Source organism: Rhodococcus sp. USK10, from assembly GCF_019378875.1.
Lineage (GTDB): Bacteria > Actinomycetota > Actinomycetes > Mycobacteriales > Mycobacteriaceae > Rhodococcus_F > Rhodococcus_F pseudokoreensis.
This window is the reverse complement of sequence record NZ_CP076048.1, coordinates 5,148,994-5,167,647: the sequence shown is the minus strand read 5'-3', so window position 1 is coordinate 5,167,647 and position 18,654 is coordinate 5,148,994. Positions and strand designations below refer to the sequence as shown.

General features: G+C 68.2%; 18 protein-coding genes. 8 read left to right on the top strand and 10 right to left on the bottom strand.

The features are described from left to right. Positions 1-107: 107 nt before the first annotated feature. A complete protein-coding gene (locus I1A62_RS30965; protein ID WP_219456105.1) occupies positions 108-1,724 on the bottom strand; it encodes an ABC transporter substrate-binding protein in 1,617 nt (538 codons plus the stop codon). Positions 1,725-2,040: 316 nt separating this feature from the next. On the opposite strand from I1A62_RS30965, the gene acs reads away from it, so the two are divergent. Further along, positions 2,041-4,023: an acetate--CoA ligase gene (gene acs, locus I1A62_RS30960; protein WP_219456102.1), complete on the top strand. Its 1,983-nt coding sequence runs from the start codon at positions 2,041-2,043 to the stop codon at positions 4,021-4,023. 51 nt (positions 4,024-4,074) lie between these two features. On the opposite strand, the gene I1A62_RS30955 is transcribed toward acs, so the two are convergent. Together I1A62_RS30955 and I1A62_RS30950 are read right to left on the bottom strand one after the other, a co-directional pair. Continuing rightward, positions 4,075-5,892 carry an adenylate/guanylate cyclase domain-containing protein gene (locus I1A62_RS30955; RefSeq protein ID WP_219456100.1) on the bottom strand — a complete coding sequence of 606 codons (1,818 nt, stop codon included), beginning with the start codon at positions 5,890-5,892 and terminating at the stop codon, positions 4,075-4,077. A 73-nt stretch (positions 5,893-5,965) separates the two neighbouring features. Then, positions 5,966-7,351, bottom strand: coding sequence for an MFS transporter (locus I1A62_RS30950; RefSeq protein ID WP_124393219.1), 1,386 nt, complete (start codon positions 7,349-7,351; stop codon positions 5,966-5,968). A gap of 176 nt (positions 7,352-7,527) precedes the next feature. On the opposite strand from I1A62_RS30950, the gene nhaA reads away from it, so the two are divergent. Genes nhaA through I1A62_RS30935 form a run of 3 tightly spaced genes read left to right on the top strand, consistent with a single transcriptional unit; the run spans position 7,528 to position 10,232 of the window. Then, positions 7,528-8,763, top strand: a complete 1,236-nt coding sequence (nhaA, locus tag I1A62_RS30945; protein WP_219456099.1) for a Na+/H+ antiporter NhaA — start codon at positions 7,528-7,530, stop codon at positions 8,761-8,763. Beyond that, complete coding sequence (locus tag I1A62_RS30940; RefSeq protein ID WP_124393217.1) at positions 8,760-9,284, top strand: phage holin family protein; 525 nt, start codon at positions 8,760-8,762, stop codon at positions 9,282-9,284. Before nhaA ends, I1A62_RS30940 begins: the two co-directional genes overlap by 4 nt. Before the next feature lie 9 nt (positions 9,285-9,293). Next, positions 9,294-10,232, top strand: a complete 939-nt coding sequence (locus I1A62_RS30935; RefSeq protein WP_219456097.1) for an alpha/beta fold hydrolase — start codon at positions 9,294-9,296, stop codon at positions 10,230-10,232. A 3-nt stretch (positions 10,233-10,235) separates the two neighbouring features. Here I1A62_RS30935 and marP read toward each other — a convergent pair whose 3' ends face one another. Genes marP through nth form a run of 4 tightly spaced genes read right to left on the bottom strand, consistent with a single transcriptional unit; the run spans position 10,236 to position 13,635 of the window. After that, positions 10,236-11,426 (bottom strand): MarP family serine protease, encoded by a 1,191-nt coding sequence (marP, locus tag I1A62_RS30930; protein ID WP_206007395.1) that lies wholly within the window; start codon positions 11,424-11,426, stop codon positions 10,236-10,238. Next, the gene (locus I1A62_RS30925; protein WP_206007396.1) at positions 11,423-12,184 is read right to left on the bottom strand and encodes a CoA pyrophosphatase; all 762 of its coding nucleotides are present in this window, start codon (positions 12,182-12,184) and stop codon (positions 11,423-11,425) included. Before I1A62_RS30925 ends, marP begins: the two co-directional genes overlap by 4 nt. Then, positions 12,181-12,837 carry a TlpA disulfide reductase family protein gene (locus tag I1A62_RS30920; protein ID WP_219456095.1) on the bottom strand — a complete coding sequence of 219 codons (657 nt, stop codon included), beginning with the start codon at positions 12,835-12,837 and terminating at the stop codon, positions 12,181-12,183. Before I1A62_RS30920 ends, I1A62_RS30925 begins: the two co-directional genes overlap by 4 nt. A gap of 12 nt (positions 12,838-12,849) precedes the next feature. Further along, positions 12,850-13,635, bottom strand: coding sequence for an endonuclease III (nth, locus tag I1A62_RS30915; RefSeq protein ID WP_087557263.1), 786 nt, complete (start codon positions 13,633-13,635; stop codon positions 12,850-12,852). A gap of 81 nt (positions 13,636-13,716) precedes the next feature. Between nth and I1A62_RS30910 the strand changes: the two genes are divergently transcribed. Continuing rightward, on the top strand, positions 13,717-13,989 hold the full coding sequence (locus tag I1A62_RS30910; RefSeq protein ID WP_124393211.1) for a hypothetical protein: 273 nt from the start codon (positions 13,717-13,719) through the stop codon (positions 13,987-13,989). A gap of 219 nt (positions 13,990-14,208) precedes the next feature. Beyond that, entirely contained in the window at positions 14,209-14,883 is a 675-nt protein-coding gene (locus I1A62_RS30905; protein WP_005256089.1) for a Crp/Fnr family transcriptional regulator, read from the top strand. Between the two features lie 63 nt (positions 14,884-14,946). Here I1A62_RS30905 and I1A62_RS30900 read toward each other — a convergent pair whose 3' ends face one another. The 3 genes from I1A62_RS30900 to I1A62_RS30890 are packed head-to-tail and all read right to left on the bottom strand — an operon-like array spanning position 14,947 to position 16,389. Further along, positions 14,947-15,738 carry an MBL fold metallo-hydrolase gene (locus I1A62_RS30900; protein ID WP_219456094.1) on the bottom strand — a complete coding sequence of 264 codons (792 nt, stop codon included), beginning with the start codon at positions 15,736-15,738 and terminating at the stop codon, positions 14,947-14,949. Between the two features lie 4 nt (positions 15,739-15,742). Further along, on the bottom strand, positions 15,743-16,219 hold the full coding sequence (locus I1A62_RS30895) for a RidA family protein (RefSeq protein WP_124393209.1): 477 nt from the start codon (positions 16,217-16,219) through the stop codon (positions 15,743-15,745). Between the two features lie 5 nt (positions 16,220-16,224). Further along, positions 16,225-16,389 carry a DUF4177 domain-containing protein gene (locus I1A62_RS30890; protein ID WP_005248493.1) on the bottom strand — a complete coding sequence of 55 codons (165 nt, stop codon included), beginning with the start codon at positions 16,387-16,389 and terminating at the stop codon, positions 16,225-16,227. A 55-nt stretch (positions 16,390-16,444) separates the two neighbouring features. On the opposite strand from I1A62_RS30890, the gene I1A62_RS30885 reads away from it, so the two are divergent. Together I1A62_RS30885 and I1A62_RS30880 are read left to right on the top strand one after the other, a co-directional pair. Beyond that, complete coding sequence (locus I1A62_RS30885) at positions 16,445-17,461, top strand: ArsA-related P-loop ATPase (RefSeq protein WP_124393208.1); 1,017 nt, start codon at positions 16,445-16,447, stop codon at positions 17,459-17,461. Continuing rightward, complete coding sequence (locus I1A62_RS30880) at positions 17,458-18,597, top strand: ArsA family ATPase (protein WP_072938071.1); 1,140 nt, start codon at positions 17,458-17,460, stop codon at positions 18,595-18,597. Before I1A62_RS30885 ends, I1A62_RS30880 begins: the two co-directional genes overlap by 4 nt. Positions 18,598-18,654 lie beyond the last annotated feature (57 nt).

The window sequence follows — 18,654 nt, the reverse complement described above, 5'->3', positions numbered from 1 at the left end:
TCGTCGGGGGCCGTGACGTCAGGAATCCGGAGCCTCGGCCCGTACTCCCGAACGGGGCCTCGAACTGACAGCTCGCGGCCCCACCCGTCGGAGAAAACTCCCGTGCGTCAGTTCTTCTCGATGTCCGAATACATCGGGATGCCCTTCCAGTCGATGACCACGTTCGACACGTTCTCGGACCAGCCGCTCGCCGCGTTGCGGTACCACGTCGGGACCGCGGGCAGGTCGTGCAGGAGAACCTCCTGCGCCTGGTTCAGCAGGTCCTGGGCCTTGTCGGGATCGACCTCACCCGCGGAGGCGCGCAGCAGCCGGTCGAACTCGGGGTTCGAGTAGTCGCCGTCGTTGGAGCTGCCGCCGGTCTGGTAGTTCTGCGCGAGGAATCCGTACTGCTGCGGGTAGTCGCCCTGCCACCCCGAACGGAACGCGCTGGGGATGGTCCGGTTGGTGGCCTCCGTGCGGATCTGCGCGAACGTCGGGTACTCCTTGCCCTTCGCGTCGATACCGAGCGTGTTGCGGATGTTGTTGGCGGTGGCGTCGACCCACTCCTTGTGGCCGCCGTCGCCGTTGTACGCGATCTCGAAACTGCCCGACCACGGGGCGATGGCGTCGGCCTGGGCCCACAGCTTCTTCGCCGCCTCCGGGTCGTACTTCAGGTTGCCGTTGCCGACGAGCGAATCCGACCAGCCCTCGATGGCGGGGCTGGTGAAGTCGAGCGCGGGGGTGCGGGTGTTGTTGTAGATCTGCTGGGTGATCTGGTCGCGGTTGATCGCCATCGAGATGGCCTGCCGGCGCAGCGTGCCCTCCTCACCGCTGAAGTGCGGCAGGCGGCCCGGGATCGTGAACGTCTCGATCGTCGCGGACGGCTGATTCACGGTCCGGCCCGGCAGGTCGGTCTCGAACGTGGTGACCGCGCTCGGCGGCACCTGGTCGAGCACGTCGACGTTGCCCGCGAGCAGATCCGTGTACGCCGTGTCGAGGCTGTTGTACATGACGAAGTCGACGCCGGCGTTCTTCGGCTTGCGGTTGCCGTTGTAGTCGGGGTTCACGACGGTGTCGATCCGCACGTTGTGCTGCCACGCCCCGGGTCCCGACATCATGTACGGACCGTTGCCGACGGGATTCTCCCCGAACGCGGCCATGTCCTGGTACGCCACCGCCGGCAGCGGGTAGTACGCGGCGAACCCGAGACGGTCCGGGAAGGCGGACTCGGGTTGCTTCAGTTCGATCGTGAACGTCGAGTCGTCGACCACCTTCAGTCCCGACATGGTCTGCGCCGTGGGGTTCTCGGCAGCCACCTCGTCGTAGCCCTGGATCGGGTCGAAGAAGGACGCCTGGAGCTGCGCGTTCGTCGACAGCGCGCCGTAGTTCCAGGCGTCGACGAACGAGGCCGCGGTGACGGGTGTGCCGTCCGTGAACGTCCAGCCGTCCTTCAGTTTCACGGTGAAGTTCTTGCCGTCGGTCGTCTCGATGGACTCGGCGACCTCGTTGTTCACGCCACCGTCGGAGTCGTAGGACACGAGTCCCGCGAACAGCGCATCGACGACGCGGCCACCCTGGTTCTCGCTGGTATTGGTGGGAATCAACGGATTCTGCGGTTCACCCGCCCAGGCGTTGACGATGCCGCTACCACCTCCGCCCGACGAGTCACCGGACGAGCAGGCGGACAGCATCCCTGCTGCCAGGCCGACCGCCAGAACGGCGGTTGCCACACGTGTGATGCGCAAGACGTTCCTCCCAGATCTGCATGGTTCCGGGCAGCGGTGCCGGGCGCAGCCCGAACGATGGGATGACGATAAGTCAACGTTTCAATTTGTGTGGCCACGACGGGTGAAACTCGTGGAATCGGCATCCGATCGAAACATCGCCGGCGCGGGGGTCGCCACTCGTCGTCCGCGCTTGCCGTCCGTCGCGCCCATTCGACCGATCGTCGCAGAATATGGGCATGCAACCCTGTGCAACGGTGCGCTCGGGAGCCCTTGTGACTACCCTCACACGTGCTAGAAGTGCCGAAGTCGAGACTGGAAAGAAGGCCGGCCCACAATGACCAGTGCAGCACAGGCGAGCGGAGCGACGGGGGCGACGGGGGCGACGGAGAAGGCGGACCATTCCGATGCCGCCCCGCAGGTGTATCCGCCGAGCCCCGAGTTCACCGCCACTGCGAACGCCGGACCCGAACTCCAGGCTGCCGCGGACGAGGACCGACTCGCATTCTGGGCCACGCAGGCCGAGCGCCTGCACTGGCACACACCGTTCTCCGAGGTACTCGACTGGTCCGACGCACCCGTCGCGAAATGGTTCGTCGGCGGACAACTCAACGTCGCCTACAACTGCGTCGACCGCCACGTCCTCGCCGGCAACGGCGACCGCGTCGCCATCCACTTCGAAGGCGAACCGGGCGACACCCGCGACCTGACCTACAACGACCTGCTCACCGAAGTCAGCAAGGCCGCCAACACCTTCACCGACCTCGGACTCGTCGCCGGCGACCGCGTCGCGATCTACATGCCGATGATCCCCGAGGCCATCGTCACCATGCTCGCCTGCGCCCGCCTGGGCCTGACCCACTCCGTGGTCTTCGCCGGCTTCTCCGCCAGCGCCCTGCGCTCGCGCATCGACGACGCCGAAGCCAAACTCGTCGTCACCGTCGACGGGCAGTGGCGCCGCGGCCAGGCCGCACCCCTCAAGGCCGCCGTCGACGAGGCCGTCGACGGGGCCGCGTCCGTCGAGCACGTTCTCGTCGTCAAGCGCACCGGCATCGACGTGGAGGTCGCCGACGGCCGGGACCTGTGGTGGCACGAGACCGTCGACAAGGCGTCCGGCACCCACGACGCGCAGCCGTTCGACGCCGAGCACCCGCTGTTCATCCTCTACACCTCCGGCACCACCGGAAAGCCCAAGGGCATCATCCACACCTCCGGCGGCTACCTCACCCAGGCGTCGTACACCCACCACAACGTCTTCGACCACAAGGCCGGGCAGGACGTGTACTGGTGCACCGCCGACATCGGCTGGGTCACCGGCCACAGCTACATCGTCTACGGGCCGCTGTCCAACGGTGTCACCCAGGTGGTCTACGAGGGCACCCCGAACTCCCCCGACGAGCACCGCCACTTCCAGATCATCGAAAAATACGGCGTCAGCATCTACTACACCGCCCCCACCCTGGTGCGCACGTTCATGAAGTGGGGCCGCGACATTCCCGACGCCCACGACCTGTCCAGCATCCGGCTCCTCGGCTCGGTCGGCGAACCGATCAACCCCGAGGCGTGGAAGTGGTTCCGCGAGGTGATCGGCGGAAACCAGGCCCCCATCGTCGACACCTGGTGGCAGACCGAGACCGGCGCCATCATGATCTCCCCGCTGCCCGGGATCACCGCCACCAAACCCGGCTCCGCGATGGCGCCGCTGCCCGGCATCTCCGCGAAGATCGTCGACGACGACGGACACGAACTCGGTGCCGGCGGCTCCGGCTACCTCGTCCTCGACAAGCCGTGGCCGGCGATGCTCCGCGGCATCTGGGGCGACATGGACCGCTACCGCGAAACCTACTGGTCCCGCTACCCCGAGCAGGGCTGGTACTTCGCCGGTGACGGCGCCAAGTACGACGACGACGGCGCCCTGTGGGTCCTCGGCCGCGTCGACGACGTCATGAACGTCTCCGGCCACCGCATCTCCACCTCCGAGGTCGAATCCGCCCTCGTCGGCCACCACGGTGTCGCCGAGGCCGCCGTCGTCGGCGCCGCCGACGACACCACCGGCCAGGGCATCGTCGCGTTCGTCATCCTCCGCGAAGGTGTCGAGAACACCGGCGACACCCTCATCGCCGAACTCAAGGCCGAGGTGTCCCGGGAGATCAGCCCGATCGCCAAGCCCCGCCAGATCACCATCGTCCCCGAACTCCCCAAGACCCGCTCGGGCAAGATCATGCGGCGCCTGCTCAAGGACATCGCCGAGGGCCGCGACCTCGGCGACACCTCCACCCTCGTCGACCCCAAGGTCTTCGACGCCATCCGCGGCAAGTAGGGCGCTCCGCGCCCCGTGAGTGGTTGACGAGTCCCTGCACTCCTCAACCACTCACGGGCGGCGAAGCCGCCACAGCGTCTGCTCCTCGCCGATCCCCTTCAGCCCGGTGGTGAAGACGTCGCACCGGTAGCCGGACGTCGCGAGCAGCGGCGCCACCTCCGGGTCGTCGTGAACGGCCCGGGACAGAACGATGTCGCCGCCCGCAGCACAGCCCTGCACCCGCGCCGCCAGGTTGACCGTCGCACCGAAGTAGTCGGTCCGGCCATCGTTGTCGATCATCACGGCAGGCCCCTGGTGCAACCCGACTTTCAACGACACCGAGTCGTCGTCGCCGAGGTGCCTGCGACGAAACTCGTCCCAGCCCGCCTGCATCGACGCCGCAGCCGACCAGGCCTCCCGCGCGTCCGCGAACGTCGCCATGACCGCGTCACCCATCTGCTTCACGACGCTGCCGTTCTCGCTCACCACCGCGTCACGCAGGTAGTGGAAATGGCTTTGCACGAACGCGAACGCCCGAACGTCCCCGATCCGCTCGTACAGGGCGGTCGAACCGCTCAGATCCGTGAACAGCACCGCCAGGTTCGCGATCCCGATCTCGTCGCCCGGCGCCACCCCCTGATCCGGGAACAGGTCCTGGAAACCGTCGAGCGACGTCACGAGCGCGCCGGTCGCCGCGGCGTCCTTCCACCGCTCCCGCTCGACCACCACCAGCGCCTCACCGGGAAGCCGGTTCGCGACCTCCAGCAGGCAGGCACCGTCGGTGCCGGGCGCATCACGCACCCGGAGTTCCCCGGGGCCGCAGTCGACCCGAAGCGTGCCACCGGCCGGACCGACCTCGCAGGCCACCGGGGTACCCACCTGGTAGCACCGGATACGCAGCCACCCGGGGTCGAGTTCGAGTCGCTCGCAGCGCCGCTCCCCCGGTTCGAGCCGCAACTGCGCCACCGCCGACGGCGAATTCGCCGGACCACCGATGCAGTACCGGGCCCGCTCCGCCCGGCGGACGGCCGGGTTGACGTCGAAACGGATCTCCACCGACCGCGCGAGGTCGGTGTCGAACGCGATGTCGCAGGTGTCGCAGTGGACGCGGCTCGGCAACTGTCGAATGTGGGCGGCGTCCTCGCGGGCCGTCCGGCAGACCGGGCACAGCACGCTCCAGTTCAGGTCCAGCAGACCGCAGTCCGCGGCGTGGAGGAAGACGTACAGCAGCTGTATCCGGTCGGTACCCCAGCGGTCCGCAAGCTCGAACGGGCGCATGCCCGTCACCTCCAGGTCGGACGCGGTCCGCAAGTGGGACTCCAAGCGCCCGATCAGGTTCGGGGCGTCGTGCGAGCGCGACAGCTGCGCCGTGCGGAATTCCAGCCGGCCTGCGTCGAGTTGCTCCGGCGGCGGCAGGGCGGGGACGGCATGCGTCTGCGGGTCGCGGACGTGTCGTTCCAGCGCGTGCGCGAGCACCACCGTCTTCCGTATGCCCTTGCGCGCCAGCAGCGTTCGCGCGGCGATCGCGCCGAACCGGGTACGCGGGACGATCCGGGCGAACACCTCGACCTCGGTCCCGTCGGCGGCCGGGTAGAGCCGGACACCCGTGGACACCTCCGCGAGCGGACCGCGGGCGAAACGGCGAAGGACCCGATAGAACCGGCCCTCGACCCATTCGAACGGGAACTCCTCGTACCGCACCCGCCGCCCGTACGAACGGGTCTCCGCCGAATAGTGCCCCTTGCGGCGCCGGTCCAGCATCGGAGCGAAGTGCACCGGAGACAGGTCTATGTTGCGATTGAGCCGATCGGTATCGGCGAGGAACGACCACAGATCCTGCTTCGGCAGCCGGATCCGGGCCGTCCTGGACAGCAGCACGGCTTTCGCCATGCAAGAACTATAGGCCGCTCCGCGGCTTGTGAGTGGTTGACGAGTCCCTGGACTCGTCAACCACTCACAGGCGCTACGCGCCTACGTCGTCGAGGGACTCGTTCTTCGTCTCCTTCATCACCAGCAACGCGATGAACGTGAGCGCGGCGGCGATCAGCAGGTAGATGCCCACCCAGCCGACGCCGTACGACGTGGCGAGCCAGGTGGCGATGAACGGTGCGACGGCGGCGCCGAGGATGCTGGCGGTGTTGTAGGCGATCCCCGAACCCGTGTAGCGCACGTTGGTCGGGAACAGCTCGGGCAGTACGGCGCTCATCGGCCCGAACGTCATGCCCATCAACAACATTCCGATTGCCAGGAACACGAGCATGCGGGCGTTGCCCATGCCGTCCTGGTTCAGCATGACACCGAACGTGAGTCCGAACAGCATGATGAACCCGGTGATCGTGAGCAGCGTGATGCGGCGACCGTAGCGGTCGGCCAGCCACCCCGACACGGGGACCGCGGCGGCGAAGAACAGGACCGCGATCAGCTGCAGGACCAGGAAGTCGGTGTAGTGGAACCCGGCTCCCGTACCGCCCTGGGCGGGGGTCTTGCCAGTGCCGTAGCTCAGCACCCAGGTGGTCATGATGTAGAAGAGCGTGTAGGTGGCGAGCATGACGAACGTGCCGATGATCAGCTGACGCCAGCTGGACTTGAACACCTCGGCGATCGGGGTCCTCACCTTCTCGCCGCGCGCGACGGCGCGGGCGAACACGGGTGTCTCCTCCAGCTTGAGCCGCACGTACAGGCCGATCATCACCATGATCGCGCTGAGCAGGAACGGGATACGCCAACCCCAGGTGAGGAATGCGCCGTCCAGGTCGGGGCTGCTGTTGTCGTGGTCCATGAACAGCGTGATGATCAGGAACAGACCGTTGGCGAGGAAAAAGCCGATCGGCGCACCCAGCTGCGGCCACATGGCCGCCCAGGCCCGCTTGCCCTTCTGGGCGGTCTCGGTCGCGAGCAGCGCTGCGCCACTCCACTCACCGCCCAGTCCCAGCCCCTGGCAGAAGCGCATCAACGCCAGCAGAGCGGGCGCGACGATGCCGATCTGGTGGTAGGTCGGCAGCAGACCGATCACGAACGTGGCGATGCCCATGGTGAGGAGGGAGCCGACGAGCGTCGTCTTGCGTCCGATGCGGTCGCCGAAGTGGCCGAACAGGATCGAACCGAGCGGCCGCGCGACGAAGGCGAGACCGAACGTGGCAAGTGACGCCAGCAGGGCGGTGGTGCCGTTTCCCTTGGGGAAGAACAGATGCGGGAACACGGACACGGCCGCGGTCGCATAGATGTAGAAGTCGTAGAACTCGATGGACGTTCCCACCATGCTCGCGACGACGATCCGGCTTCTGGGTACGCCGGCGACGGTGGCCCCGCCGTCCGGATCTGGCTTCGACGTATCGACGGCACTGCTCACTCGACTTACTCCTGCACGATGCTATTTCAACTATTGGGACGAGAGTCCATTCCTTAGGAATTGAACACCTCGTGTCTTTCGCTTGGCAAATTGGATAAGCTCTTCTCGGTGCGCCGGGAAGTCTGGTCGGCAGAGCATTTGCCGTACCCGGACCACATCGAAAGCGAGCGCCCCCGGTGACCCAGCCCCTCCGCTCCGAACTCTCCCGCTACCTCCGCACCGAGACGGTCGGCGGTTCGATCCTGCTCGCCGCCGCCGCGGTCGCCCTCCTGTGGGCGAACTCCCCCGTCTCGGATTCCTACTTCGCGCTGCGCGACTGGACGATCGGCCCGGAGACGCTCCACCTGAACCTGACACTCGAGACGTGGGCGCAGGACGGGCTGCTGGCGGTGTTCTTCTTCGTCGCCGGCCTGGAACTGAAACGGGAACTGGTGGTCGGCGAACTCGCCGACCGCAAACGTGCGCTGCTCCCGATCATCGCGGCCTGCGGCGGCGTGGTGGTGCCCGCGATCATCGCCGCGACGATCGGCGCCGGAACACCCGGCATGGACCGCGGCTGGGCCATCCCTGTCGCCACCGACATCGCGTTCGCACTGGGGGTGCTGGCGCTGACCGGGTCCCGCATCCCGGCGAGCGCCCGCGTGTTCCTGCTCAGCCTGGCCGTAGTCGACGACCTCCTCGCGATCGTGCTCATCGCCGTCCTGTTCACCAGTTCGATCGCCCTGCTGTGGCTGCTGGGCGCCGCCGTGTGCCTGGCCGTCTACGCCTTCGCCCAGCACCGGCGCATCACCGCCCCACTGCTCTACGTTCCGCTCGCACTGTTCACCTGGTATTGCATGCACCAAGCCGGTATCCACGCCACCCTGGCCGGCGTCGCTCTCGGTCTCCTCACCCGGGTGCGGCGCGACCCTGGAGAACGCGAATCCCCGGCGTCCCGCCTCGAGCACCGCATCCAGCCGCTGTCGGCGGGCTTCTGCGTCCCGGTGTTCGCCCTGTTCGCGTCCGGGGTCGCCCTCAGCAGCGAACTCCTCGGGCAGCTGTTCACCAACCCCATCTCACAATCCGTGATCGCCGGGCTCCTCGTCGGCAAGACCGTCGGCATCTTCGGCATCTCCTGGCTCGCGATCCGCCTGGGTATCGCGAAGAAACCGCGAGCACTGGGGTTCCGGGACATGTTTGCCCTCTCAGTGCTCGGTGCGATCGGGTTCACCGTTAGCCTTCTCGTAGCGGATCTCGCGCTTGCGGGAATCGGTGACGGCAGCGAGGCCGAAATAGCTAAGGTCGCGGTGCTCGTGACATCGTTGACAGCGTCGCTGATCGGATCAGCGTTACTGTGGCGACGCGGTCGGGCCCATGCGGCCCGGCAGGATGACTCGGACGTGCAAGAGCTACCTGGAGGGGTCGACAAGTGAGCAACACTCACGGCAAGGGAGACAGCCCGCGTTATACGGGAGACGGGGTGCCGAACACGGTGTCGTCGATCCCGCTCACGGACGTGGACGCTCAGACACCCGGCGAGGCGAGCCTCGGCACGCTGGTCAAGCATGCGACCGCGCAGGTGTCCACCCTGGTCCGCGCCGAGGTCGAGCTCGCGAAGGCCGAGGTCACCGGTGAGGTCAAGAAGGGCCTGCAGGGCAGCCTGTTCTTCATCCTCGCGTTCACCGTGCTGCTGTTCAGCTCGTTCTTCTTCTTCTTCTTCCTCGCCGAACTCCTCGACGTGTGGATCGCCCGCTGGCTGGCGTTCCTGATCGTCTTCCTGATCATGCTCGTGGTGACGGCGATACTGGCCCTGCTCGGTTATCTGCGGGTACGCAAACTCCGCGCACCCGAGAAGACCATCGACTCCCTGAGGCAGGCCAAGACGGTCCTGCCCACGTCGTACTCGGATGCGGAAGCCCATCTCGCATCGCCCACCGGACGTCACGCGCGGTAACTCGCTCCTGTGGCACCACCCGATCCGTCCACCGTCCGTTTCGACGGCCCCTGGATTCATCGCGACATCCATGCCAACGGAATCCGATTCCACACCGTCGAGGTCGGCGCATCCGCACCGGATGCGCCGCTCGTCGTCCTGCTGCACGGGTTCGCGGACTTCTGGTGGTCGTGGCGGCACCAGCTGACGGCGCTGTCCGCGGAGGGGTACCGGGCCGTCGCCGTCGACCTCCGCGGCTACGGCGATTCCGACAAACCGCCGCGCGGCTACGACGGGTGGACGCTGGCCGGCGACATCGCCGGCCTGATCCGGGCGATGGGCTACGGCGAGGCCACACTCGTCGGGCACGCCGACGGCGGCCTGGTCTGCTGGGCCACGGCAGTCCTGCACGCTCGTCTCGTCCGGTCGATCGCACTGGTCAGCTCGCCGCATCCCCTCGCGCTCAAGCAGGCCGTCCTCCACGACCGCTACCAGCGCAAGGCCCTGCTGCCCTCGTTCGTCTCCTGCCAGGTGCCGTGGCGTCCCGAACGTCGCCTCACCCGGGACAACGGGTCGGAGGTCGAGCGGTTGATCCGCGAACGCTCCGGACCCGGCTGGACGGAGAACCCGGAATTCGACGTCGTGGTGTCACGGATGCGGTCGGCGATCCAGATTCCCGGCACCGCGCACTGCACCCTGGAGTACCAGCGGTGGGCGTTCCGCAGCCAGTTCCGCCCGGACGGCAGCCGGTTCATGGCGTCGATGGATCAAATTCTGCGGATCCCCGTCCTGCACCTGCACGGCGACCTCGACCCGTACGTGCTCGCGGACACCGTGCGCCGCAGCCACCGCTTCGCACCCACCCAGCAGATGCAGACCGTCGCCGGAGTCGGCCACTACGCGCACTGGGAAGCCCCGGAACGCGTCAACGCCGCCCTGCTCGACCTCGTCGCGCCCCGCACGGTCTGACCGTCAGAGGATGCACGCCCCGGTGTCCACGGCGACCGACGCCCCGGACGCCGCCTGCAACTGACGCGACACCTCGGCGGCGGTGAGCACGAACCCGGTGTCGCTGTTGTCGACGGCGGCTCCGAACACCACTCCGAGCACCCGGCCGTCGCTGTCGACGAGCGGTCCGCCCGAGTTGCCCTGCCGGATGGAACCGCGGACCGTGTACACCTCGCGCTGGACGGTGCCCGCCCGGTAGATGTCGGGACCGCTGAGGTCCAGGATCTCCCGGACCCGCGCCGCGCTGGCCGTGTACGGGCCGCCGCCCGGGTAGCCGAGCACCAGCGCGTTGTCGCCGGTCTGCGCGGGCTCCGGCGCGAAGTTCAGGACGGGCGCGTCCAGACCGGGCACCTCGAGGATCGCGACGTCGGCGGACGGGTCGAACAGCACGACCTCGGCGTCCATCGGCCCGTTCGCGGTGTCGACGACGATCCCCGCCGTTCCCGCGACCACGTGCGCGTTGGTCATCACCCGGTCGGGTGCCACGACGAACCCGGACCCCTCCAGCGCCCGCTGGCAACTCGGGGCCACACCCCGGATCCTCAGCACACTCGACTGCAGTGACGACGCGACGGGGCTCTCCAGAACACTGGCGTCCGGCGGGTCGACGGTCGTGATGGGGGTGCGACCAAACGGCCCGATGACGTCGGGAAGCCCGGACGTGTCGAGCAGGGCGGTGAACTCGGTGGGCAGTTGCCGCATCCACGCGGGCGCGATGTTGTCGACCGTTTCGAGGACGCTGGACCCGCGCACCGCCGCCGCCAGCTGGGGCTGGGACGAGGACGTGAGCGGGATCGCCAGCAGCCACGCCGCGATGAACACCGCGACGGCCTGCACGCACGCGCCGATCACGCTGTCGACGGAACGCGCGACCGGACTGTGCATGCTGCCCCGCGCGGCCCGGCCGAGGACCATGCCCGCGACCTCGCCGACGATCACCAGCACCACGATCAGGGCGATGCCGACCAGCACGCGACCGCGGCCCTCGTCCACGTGCACCAGCACGTGCGGGGCGATCAGGATGCCCGCGACCGCGCCCAGCACCACGCCGATGAACGCGAGTACCGACGCCACGGCGCCCTGGCGCCAGCCCGACGTCGCGGCGACGAAGGCGATCAGGACGATGGCGAGGTCGATCCAGCGCGACCCGGTCATCGCTCGGCCGCCGGGCGGCCGTGACCGTGGGTCAAGTGGTCGTCGTCGAGGTCGTTGTCGAGTTCGGCGAGGACGGTGTCGAGGTCGCGGATGTCACGGCGGTCCCACTCCTGTTCCCAGCCGGAGACGGCGAACAGGGCGGCGAGGATGCCGGCGGTGAAACCCCACACGAGCATGCCGTCGGCGGCGAACGCGGGGCCCTGGTAACCGGCCGGGTGGCGCACCTGGAACCGGTTCCGCGGATCGATCAGGGTATGCACGGGAACCCGGGCGACGCGTTCCGCCTCCGCGGGATCGACCACGCCGACCTCGCTGGGCTTCTCCCAGTACGCGAGGACGGGGGTGACGTCGAACCCGGACGGCGGGATGAAGATCTCCTCGAGCACGGCCAGCGGGCGGACACCGGACGGGTCGAGTCCCGTCTCCTCCTGGGCCTCCCGCAACGCGGTGGCGATGGGTCCCTCGTCGCCGGGGTCGCTGGCACCGCCGGGGAAGGCCACCTGACCGCTGTGCTGCCGCATCGTCGACGCACGCTGGGTGAGCAGGACGTCGGCGCCCGCGGGCAGGCCGCCCGACATCAGCGGGTCCGCCTCGACGGGCCCGCCGAACAGCACGAGCACCGCCGCCTCCCGGGTGGTGGTCCCGGTGGGTGCGCGCCGATCGAGGACGGGGTTGATCCGGTGCGGGTCGGCGGGCGTGCGGTGCACGACCCGTCGCAGCCAGGGCGGAACGGCGACGCCGTCCACGGAAGACGTCATGCCGTCACCCCCAGGTTCTGTTCGACGGCGTCCGCGATCTCGTCGACGCTGCGGAACGGCTGCGGCAGGACCTTCGCCACCGTGCCGTCGGGCCGGATCAGCACCGAGACCGGGAGGACGGGCGGGGCCCCGACCGCGACGCGGACGCGACCGTCGCCGTCCTGCACACCGGGCAGGGTGACGGAGTAGTCGATGAGCCGCGACAGCGCGCTGGACTCGTTGGGATCGGTGTGCACCGTAAGCACGGTAACCGCGTCACCCGCACGATCCGAAAACTGCTGCATATAGGGCAACTCCTCGGCGCAGGGACCACACCAGTACGCCCACAGGTTCAGCAGCGCCGGCTTACCACCGAGCGCGGCCGCCAGATCCACCTGACTGCCGTCGCCCACACATTCCAGTGTGATGCCGGACAGCACCGGATCCGCCGAAGGCCCGGACGCGGCCGCGGGGCACGGGGCCAGGCCGGCCTGCGTCCTCAGGGCCGCGAGTGCGTCGGGATCGGCGCTCACCGACGTCGGGGCGGTGCCACCCGCACCGAACCGGTCCTCGTACGACGGCGTCTCCGCGTCGTCGCCCCGCGGCCAGATCGCGACGACGAGGGCCACCACGACCACGAGGGCGGCCAGACTCCACCGCGCTGCGCTAGACACTCGTATCTACCCTCACCTGCCGGCCAGACGCAGCAGATGCTCCGTCTCCGGTCCACGAACCAGTCCGGCGGCGACGTCGGGGTCGATCGGGCCGAGCCCGTACGACGGACAGTCGCCTGCGAGCACGCACACACCGCAGGCGGGCTTGCGGGCGTGGCAGACGCGTCTGCCGTGGAAGATCACCCGGTGCGAGAGCAGCGTCCACTCCTTGCGCTCGATCAGGGCACCGATGGCGTGCTCGACCTTGACCGGGTCTTCCTCCTCGGTCCATTTCCACCGCCGCACGAGCCGCCCGAAGTGGGTGTCGACCGTGATTCCGGGCACATCGAACGCGTTGCCGAGGATCACGTTGGCCGTCTTCCGGCCGATCCCGGGCAGCGTCACGAGATCCTTCAGATTGCCGGGGACCTCGCCGTCGAAACGCTCGAGCAGGGCCTGCCCGAGCCCGATCAGAGAATTCGTCTTGTTCCGGTAGAAACCCGTGGACCGGATGTACTCCTCGAGTTCGGTCCGTTCGGCCTCCGCGTACGCCTTCGCGTCGGGATAGCGGGCGAACAGCGCCGGCGTCACCATGTTGACCCGCACGTCAGTGCACTGCGCGGACAGGATCGTCGCGACGGCGAGGTCCAGGGGGGTGGTGAAGTCGAGTTCGCAGTAGACGTGGGGGAAGGCCTCGGCGAGCCTACGGTTCATCCGCCGGGCACGCCGGACGAGTCCGAGCCGGGTTTCTTCCTGTTTCGCGGCCCGCGAACGGGTGCGTCCACGCACTTCGGAGCCGTCGCTGGGGGTCGCATGCACGGGATCAACTCTACGGATACCCGGCCGATCCGAATTGCTGCTGTGTCGCTTCTGAGACCTTTGCAGTGTTTACTTCCCGGTATGCAAGGTCTCGCTGTGGTCCTCTTCCCAGTGCTGCTGATGCTGTTTGCGCTGGCAATGGAGCGGGTGGAGTTCAGACTCCGCCGGCTCACGGTTCGTCAGCAAGAGGTGGAAGAGTTCCTCGACCAGGCAAGTCACGACGAAGTGGCCACCCTGGCCCACGAAGGTTTCCCCCACGCATTGGCACGCTTCCATCGACGTCGCAAGGGGCGGTCGGGCTTCGAATCCGACGACGCCGACGTCACCGAAGTGGGCTCGCGGCGCGCCAGCTGACCCCTGGACAACCCCCGGAAAGACGCACCACCGGACGCATCATCCGGTTAACTTTTGCGACTTCCGTGGTATCGGTCACTCAGACCGAGCCGTCTCAACGTAGACTTCAGAGCCGTACCTGTTGCACAGCGACACGCCGCGGATCACCGGGGCATCGTCGACATGCAGCAAATCGCGCACAATATGCATACAGACGAACAATATTCCCAAGGAGCGCACGTGGACGACGTCCTGGCAAGAGCCGGCATCTTCCAAGGAGTCGAGCCCTCAGCGGTAGCGGCGCTGACCAAGCAGCTGCAGCCTGTCGACTTCCCCCGCGGACATGTCATCTTCAACGAAGGTGAGCCCGGTGACCGCCTGTACATCATCGTTTCCGGCAAGGTGAAGATCGGCCGCCGCTCGCCGGACGGCCGTGAGAACCTGCTGACGATCATGGGCCCGTCCGACATGTTCGGTGAGCTGTCCATCTTCGACCCGGGTCCGCGTACGTCCACCGCGACCACGGTCACCGAGGTCCGCGCGGTCAGCATGGACCGTGAAGCGCTCAAGGCGTGGATCGACCACCGCCCCGAGATCGCCGAGCAGCTGCTGCGGGTTCTCGCGCGCCGTCTGCGTCGTACCAACAACAACCTGGCCGACCTGATCTTCACGGACGTCCCCGGTCGTGTCGCCAAGGCGCTGCTGCAGCTCGCACAGCGGTTCGGCACCCAGGAGGCGGGCTCGCTGCGCGTCACCCACGACCTCACGCAGGAAGAGATCGCCCAGCTCGTCGGCGCTTCCCGCGAGACCGTCAACAAGGCGCTCGCCGACTTCGCGCACCGCGGATGGCTGCGCCTCGAAGGCAAGAGCGTGCTGATCTCCGACTCCGAGCGCCTGGCACGTCGCGCCCGGTAGTCCCCGCATCCACGACTTCGGCCACCCCCTCACAGCGAGGGGGTGGCCGAAGTCGTTGTGCGGTCAGTCGAGGCTGCGCAGGTACGCCAGCTGCACGTTGACGGACTTCTCCGCCACCGGCCACAACTTCGGGTCGACGTCGGAGTAGACGTGCTCGACCACCTCGCGGACCGTGGGGGTGCCGCCGAGCGCACCGAGCGCGGCCCGCACCTGGTCGAGTCGCTCCTCGCGGTGATCGAGGTACTGCTGCGCCACGACGTTCAGTTCGGGCAGTTCGGGTCCGTGGCCGGGCATCACCCGGTGTCCGGTACCGAGATCCAGCAGCCGGCGCAGCGACGACAGGTAGTCGCCGAGGTCGCCGTCCGAGTCGTCGAGCACCGTGGTGCCGCGGCCGAGGATCGTGTCGCCGGTGAGGACGGTGTCCTCACCTTCCACGGTGAAGGACACGGAGTCCTTCGTGTGCCCGGGCGTGGCGATCACCGTGAGGGTGAGCCCCGCGACGTCGATGGTCTCGCCGTCCACGAGGGGTTCGCCGCCGCCGCGGAGGAACTCGGGGTCCACCGAACGCACGGGTGCGCCGGTGAGTTCGAAGAACCGCTGCACGCCCCCGGTGTGGTCGAAGTGACGGTGGGTGATCAGCGTCAGGGCGACCGGTCCGAGTGCCGCGACGCGGGCGAGGTGCTCCTCGTCGGCGTCACCCGGGTCGACCACCACACACTCGGCCCGGCCCGGCGCACGCAGAATCCACGTGTTGGTGCCGTCGAGCGTCATCATGCCGGGATTGTCCTCGAGCATCACCGAGACGATCGGGGTGACCTCCCGCACCTGGGCGTAGGCCGGATGGGCAAGCGTCATGGCACTACGACTCCGGTTGCACTTCGGCGATGAGTTCCACCTCGACGGGGGCGCCGAGCGGCAGTTCCGCGACACCGACCGCCGACCGGGCGTGCGCGCCCGCGTCCCCGAACACCTCGCCGAGGAACTCGGAGGCACCGTTCACGACGCCGGGCTGTCCGGTGAAGCCCTCGGCGGAGGCGACGAATCCGACGACCTTGACGATCCGCACCACCGAGTCGATGCCGACGAGGGCGTCGACCGCCGCGAGCGCGTTCAGTGCGCACGCGCGGGCCGCGGCCTTGGCGTCCTCGTCCGACACGCCGGCGCCGAGCTTGCCCGCGATCGTCAGCTTGCCCTCGACGATCGGCAGCTGCCCGGACGTATAGACGTAGTTGCCGGTGCGCACGGCGGGCACGTAGGCGGCCACCGGCGGAACGACGGACGGCAGCGTGATGCCTAGTTCGGTCAGGCGGGCCGACCAGTTCCGAGTCTCTGCCACTGCCCTCAGCCCTTCGGACGCTTCAGGTACGCGACGTGCTGCTCACCGGTGGGTCCGGGCAGCACCGTCACCAGTTCCCAGCCGTCGGTGCCCCACTGGTCGAGGATCTGCTTGGTCGCATGTGTGAGCAGCGGAACGGTGGCGTACTCCCAGGAAGTCAATTCACTCATGCCGGTGAGCCTATCCCCCGCACATCCCGGCTCCCAGACTTATAGGCTCGACCCCGTGGTTGCATCCCCAGACCAGCTCACCCCGACGTGGCCCGACAAGGCCGCGCGGGCCCGGCTGCACTTCGTCTCCGGAAAGGGCGGCACCGGAAAGTCCACGGTGGCCGCCGCGTTGGCGCTCGCCCTGGCCGAGGGTGGGCGCCGCGTGCTACTGGTGGAAGTCGAGGGCAGGCAGGGGATCGCTCAGCTCTTCGACGTGCCCCCGCTGCCGCCGCAGGAGACGAAGGTCGCGGCCGCCGAGGGTGGCGGGGAGGTCATGGCGCTGGCCATCGACATCGAGACCGCGTTCCTCGAATACCTCGAGATGTTCTACAACCTCGGGTTCGCGGGCCGCGCGATGCGCAAGTTCGGCGCCATCGAGTTCGCCACCACCATCGCACCGGGTCTCCGGGACGTGCTGCTGACCGGCAAGATCAAGGAATGTGTGGTGCGCTCCGACAAGTCGGGTAAACGGGTGTACGACGCGGTCGTCGTCGACGCCCCGCCGACCGGGCGGATCGGCAACTTTCTCGACGTGACGAAGGCGATGGCCGACCTCGCGAAGGGCGGTCCGGTGCGCTCGCAGAGCGAGGGCGTGGTGCGCCTGCTGCATTCCGACGAGACCGTCGTCCACCTCGTGACGCTGCTCGAGGCGCTGCCGGTGCAGGAGACCACCGACGCCGCAGAGGAACTGGCCCGCGCCGACCTGCGGCTGGGCACCGTCGTCGTCAACCGCACCAGCCCGCAGTTCCTGCCCGCCGACACCCTCGCCGACGTCGCGAAGGGCCGCATCGACGCCGAGGCCGTCCGGGCCGGACTGCAGAAGACCGGGATCACCCTGGACGAGGAGAATTTCGCCGGGCTGCTCACCGAGACGATCGAACACGCGTCCGTCCTCGAAGCGCAGGAGGAGAGCGCCGGAGCGCTCAGCGAAGTGGACGGGGCTCGGCTGCATCTGCCGTCCCTCGCCGACGGTGTGGACCTGGGCGGGCTGTACGAGCTCGCGGAATATCTGACGGAACAGGGTGTCCGATGACCCAGACAACTGAACACGAGCGTCGCCGCACCGCCTCCGCACTCGACGTCGCGGGGATTCTGGAGAACAGGGCCACGCGGATCGTCGTCTGTTGCGGGGCCGGCGGCGTCGGCAAGACGACCACGGCCGCGTCGCTGGCACTGCGCGCGGCGGAGCAGGGACGCAAGGTGGTCGTGCTGACCATCGACCCGGCACGCCGACTCGCGCAGGCTCTCGGCGTCGCGGAACTCGACAACACGCCGCAGCCGGTGCAGCTCGGACCGGACGCGACGGGCGAACTGCACGCCATGATGCTCAACATGCGCCGCACGTTCGACGAGATGGTGATCGAGCACTCCACGCCGGAGAAGGCGGAGCAGATTCTCGCGAACCCCTTCTATCAGACCGTCGCCAGCTCGTTCTCGGGAACGCAGGAGTACATGGCGATGGAGAAGCTGGGGCAACTCGCCTCCAGCGACGAATGGGATCTGGTGGTCGTCGACACGCCACCGTCACGCAACGCCCTGGACTTCCTCGACGCACCCCAGCGTCTGGGCGCCTTCCTCGACGGCCGCATGATCCGGTTGCTCACCGCGCCCGGCCGCGGCCTCACCCGGCTCGTCACCGGCGCGATGGGCCTGGCGCTGCGCGGCGTGTCCACCATCGTCGGCAGTCAGATGCTTTCCGACGCCTCGAGTTTCGTGCAGTCACTGGACTCGATGTTCGGCGGATTCCGGGAAAGAGCAACGCGCACTTACGAATTGCTCCGGCAGCCGGGCACCAAGTTTCTGGTGATCGCCGCAGCGGAACCGGATGCGCTGCGCGAGGCGGCATTCTTCGTCGACCGGCTCGCAGGCGACGAGATGCCGCTCGCGGGCCTCGTCCTGAATCGGACGCACCCCACTCTCAGTTCCCTGTCGGCCGATCACGCGGTCACTGCCGCCGACCAACTCGGGGACCAAGACCCCCTCACCGCCGCTGTGCTGCGAATCCACGCCCATCGGGCAGTGATCGCCAAGCGTGAGGTCCAACTGCTGAGCCGGTTCACGGCCGCCCACCCTCGGGTGCCGATCGTCGGCGTGCCCTCGCTGCCATTCGAGGTGTCGGACCTCGAGGCCTTGAGAGCGGTAGGCGACCAGCTCACCCGGACGAGCTGATCAGCTCGCTATCGGAGAACCGGTCACCCGCCTGTGTTCTTCCTGACTGCGAATCCG

Excerpts from the sequence above, each read along its gene's own strand:
- marP (WP_206007395.1), bottom strand. The coding sequence starts at position 11,426 with ATGACCGGGTCGCGCTGGATCGACCTCGCCATCGTCCTGATCGCCTTC.
- I1A62_RS30900 (WP_219456094.1), bottom strand. The coding sequence starts at position 15,738 with ATGACGCTTGCCCATCCGGCCTACGCCCAGGTGCGGGAGGTCACCCCG.
- I1A62_RS30910 (WP_124393211.1), top strand. The coding sequence starts at position 13,717 with ATGCAAGGTCTCGCTGTGGTCCTCTTCCCAGTGCTGCTGATGCTGTTT.
- I1A62_RS30925 (WP_206007396.1), bottom strand. The coding sequence starts at position 12,184 with ATGACGTCTTCCGTGGACGGCGTCGCCGTTCCGCCCTGGCTGCGACGG.
- acs (WP_219456102.1), top strand. The coding sequence starts at position 2,041 with ATGACCAGTGCAGCACAGGCGAGCGGAGCGACGGGGGCGACGGGGGCG.
- I1A62_RS30880 (WP_072938071.1), top strand. The coding sequence starts at position 17,458 with ATGACCCAGACAACTGAACACGAGCGTCGCCGCACCGCCTCCGCACTC.
- I1A62_RS30955 (WP_219456100.1), bottom strand. The coding sequence starts at position 5,892 with ATGGCGAAAGCCGTGCTGCTGTCCAGGACGGCCCGGATCCGGCTGCCG.
- I1A62_RS30890 (WP_005248493.1), bottom strand. The coding sequence starts at position 16,389 with ATGAGTGAATTGACTTCCTGGGAGTACGCCACCGTTCCGCTGCTCACA.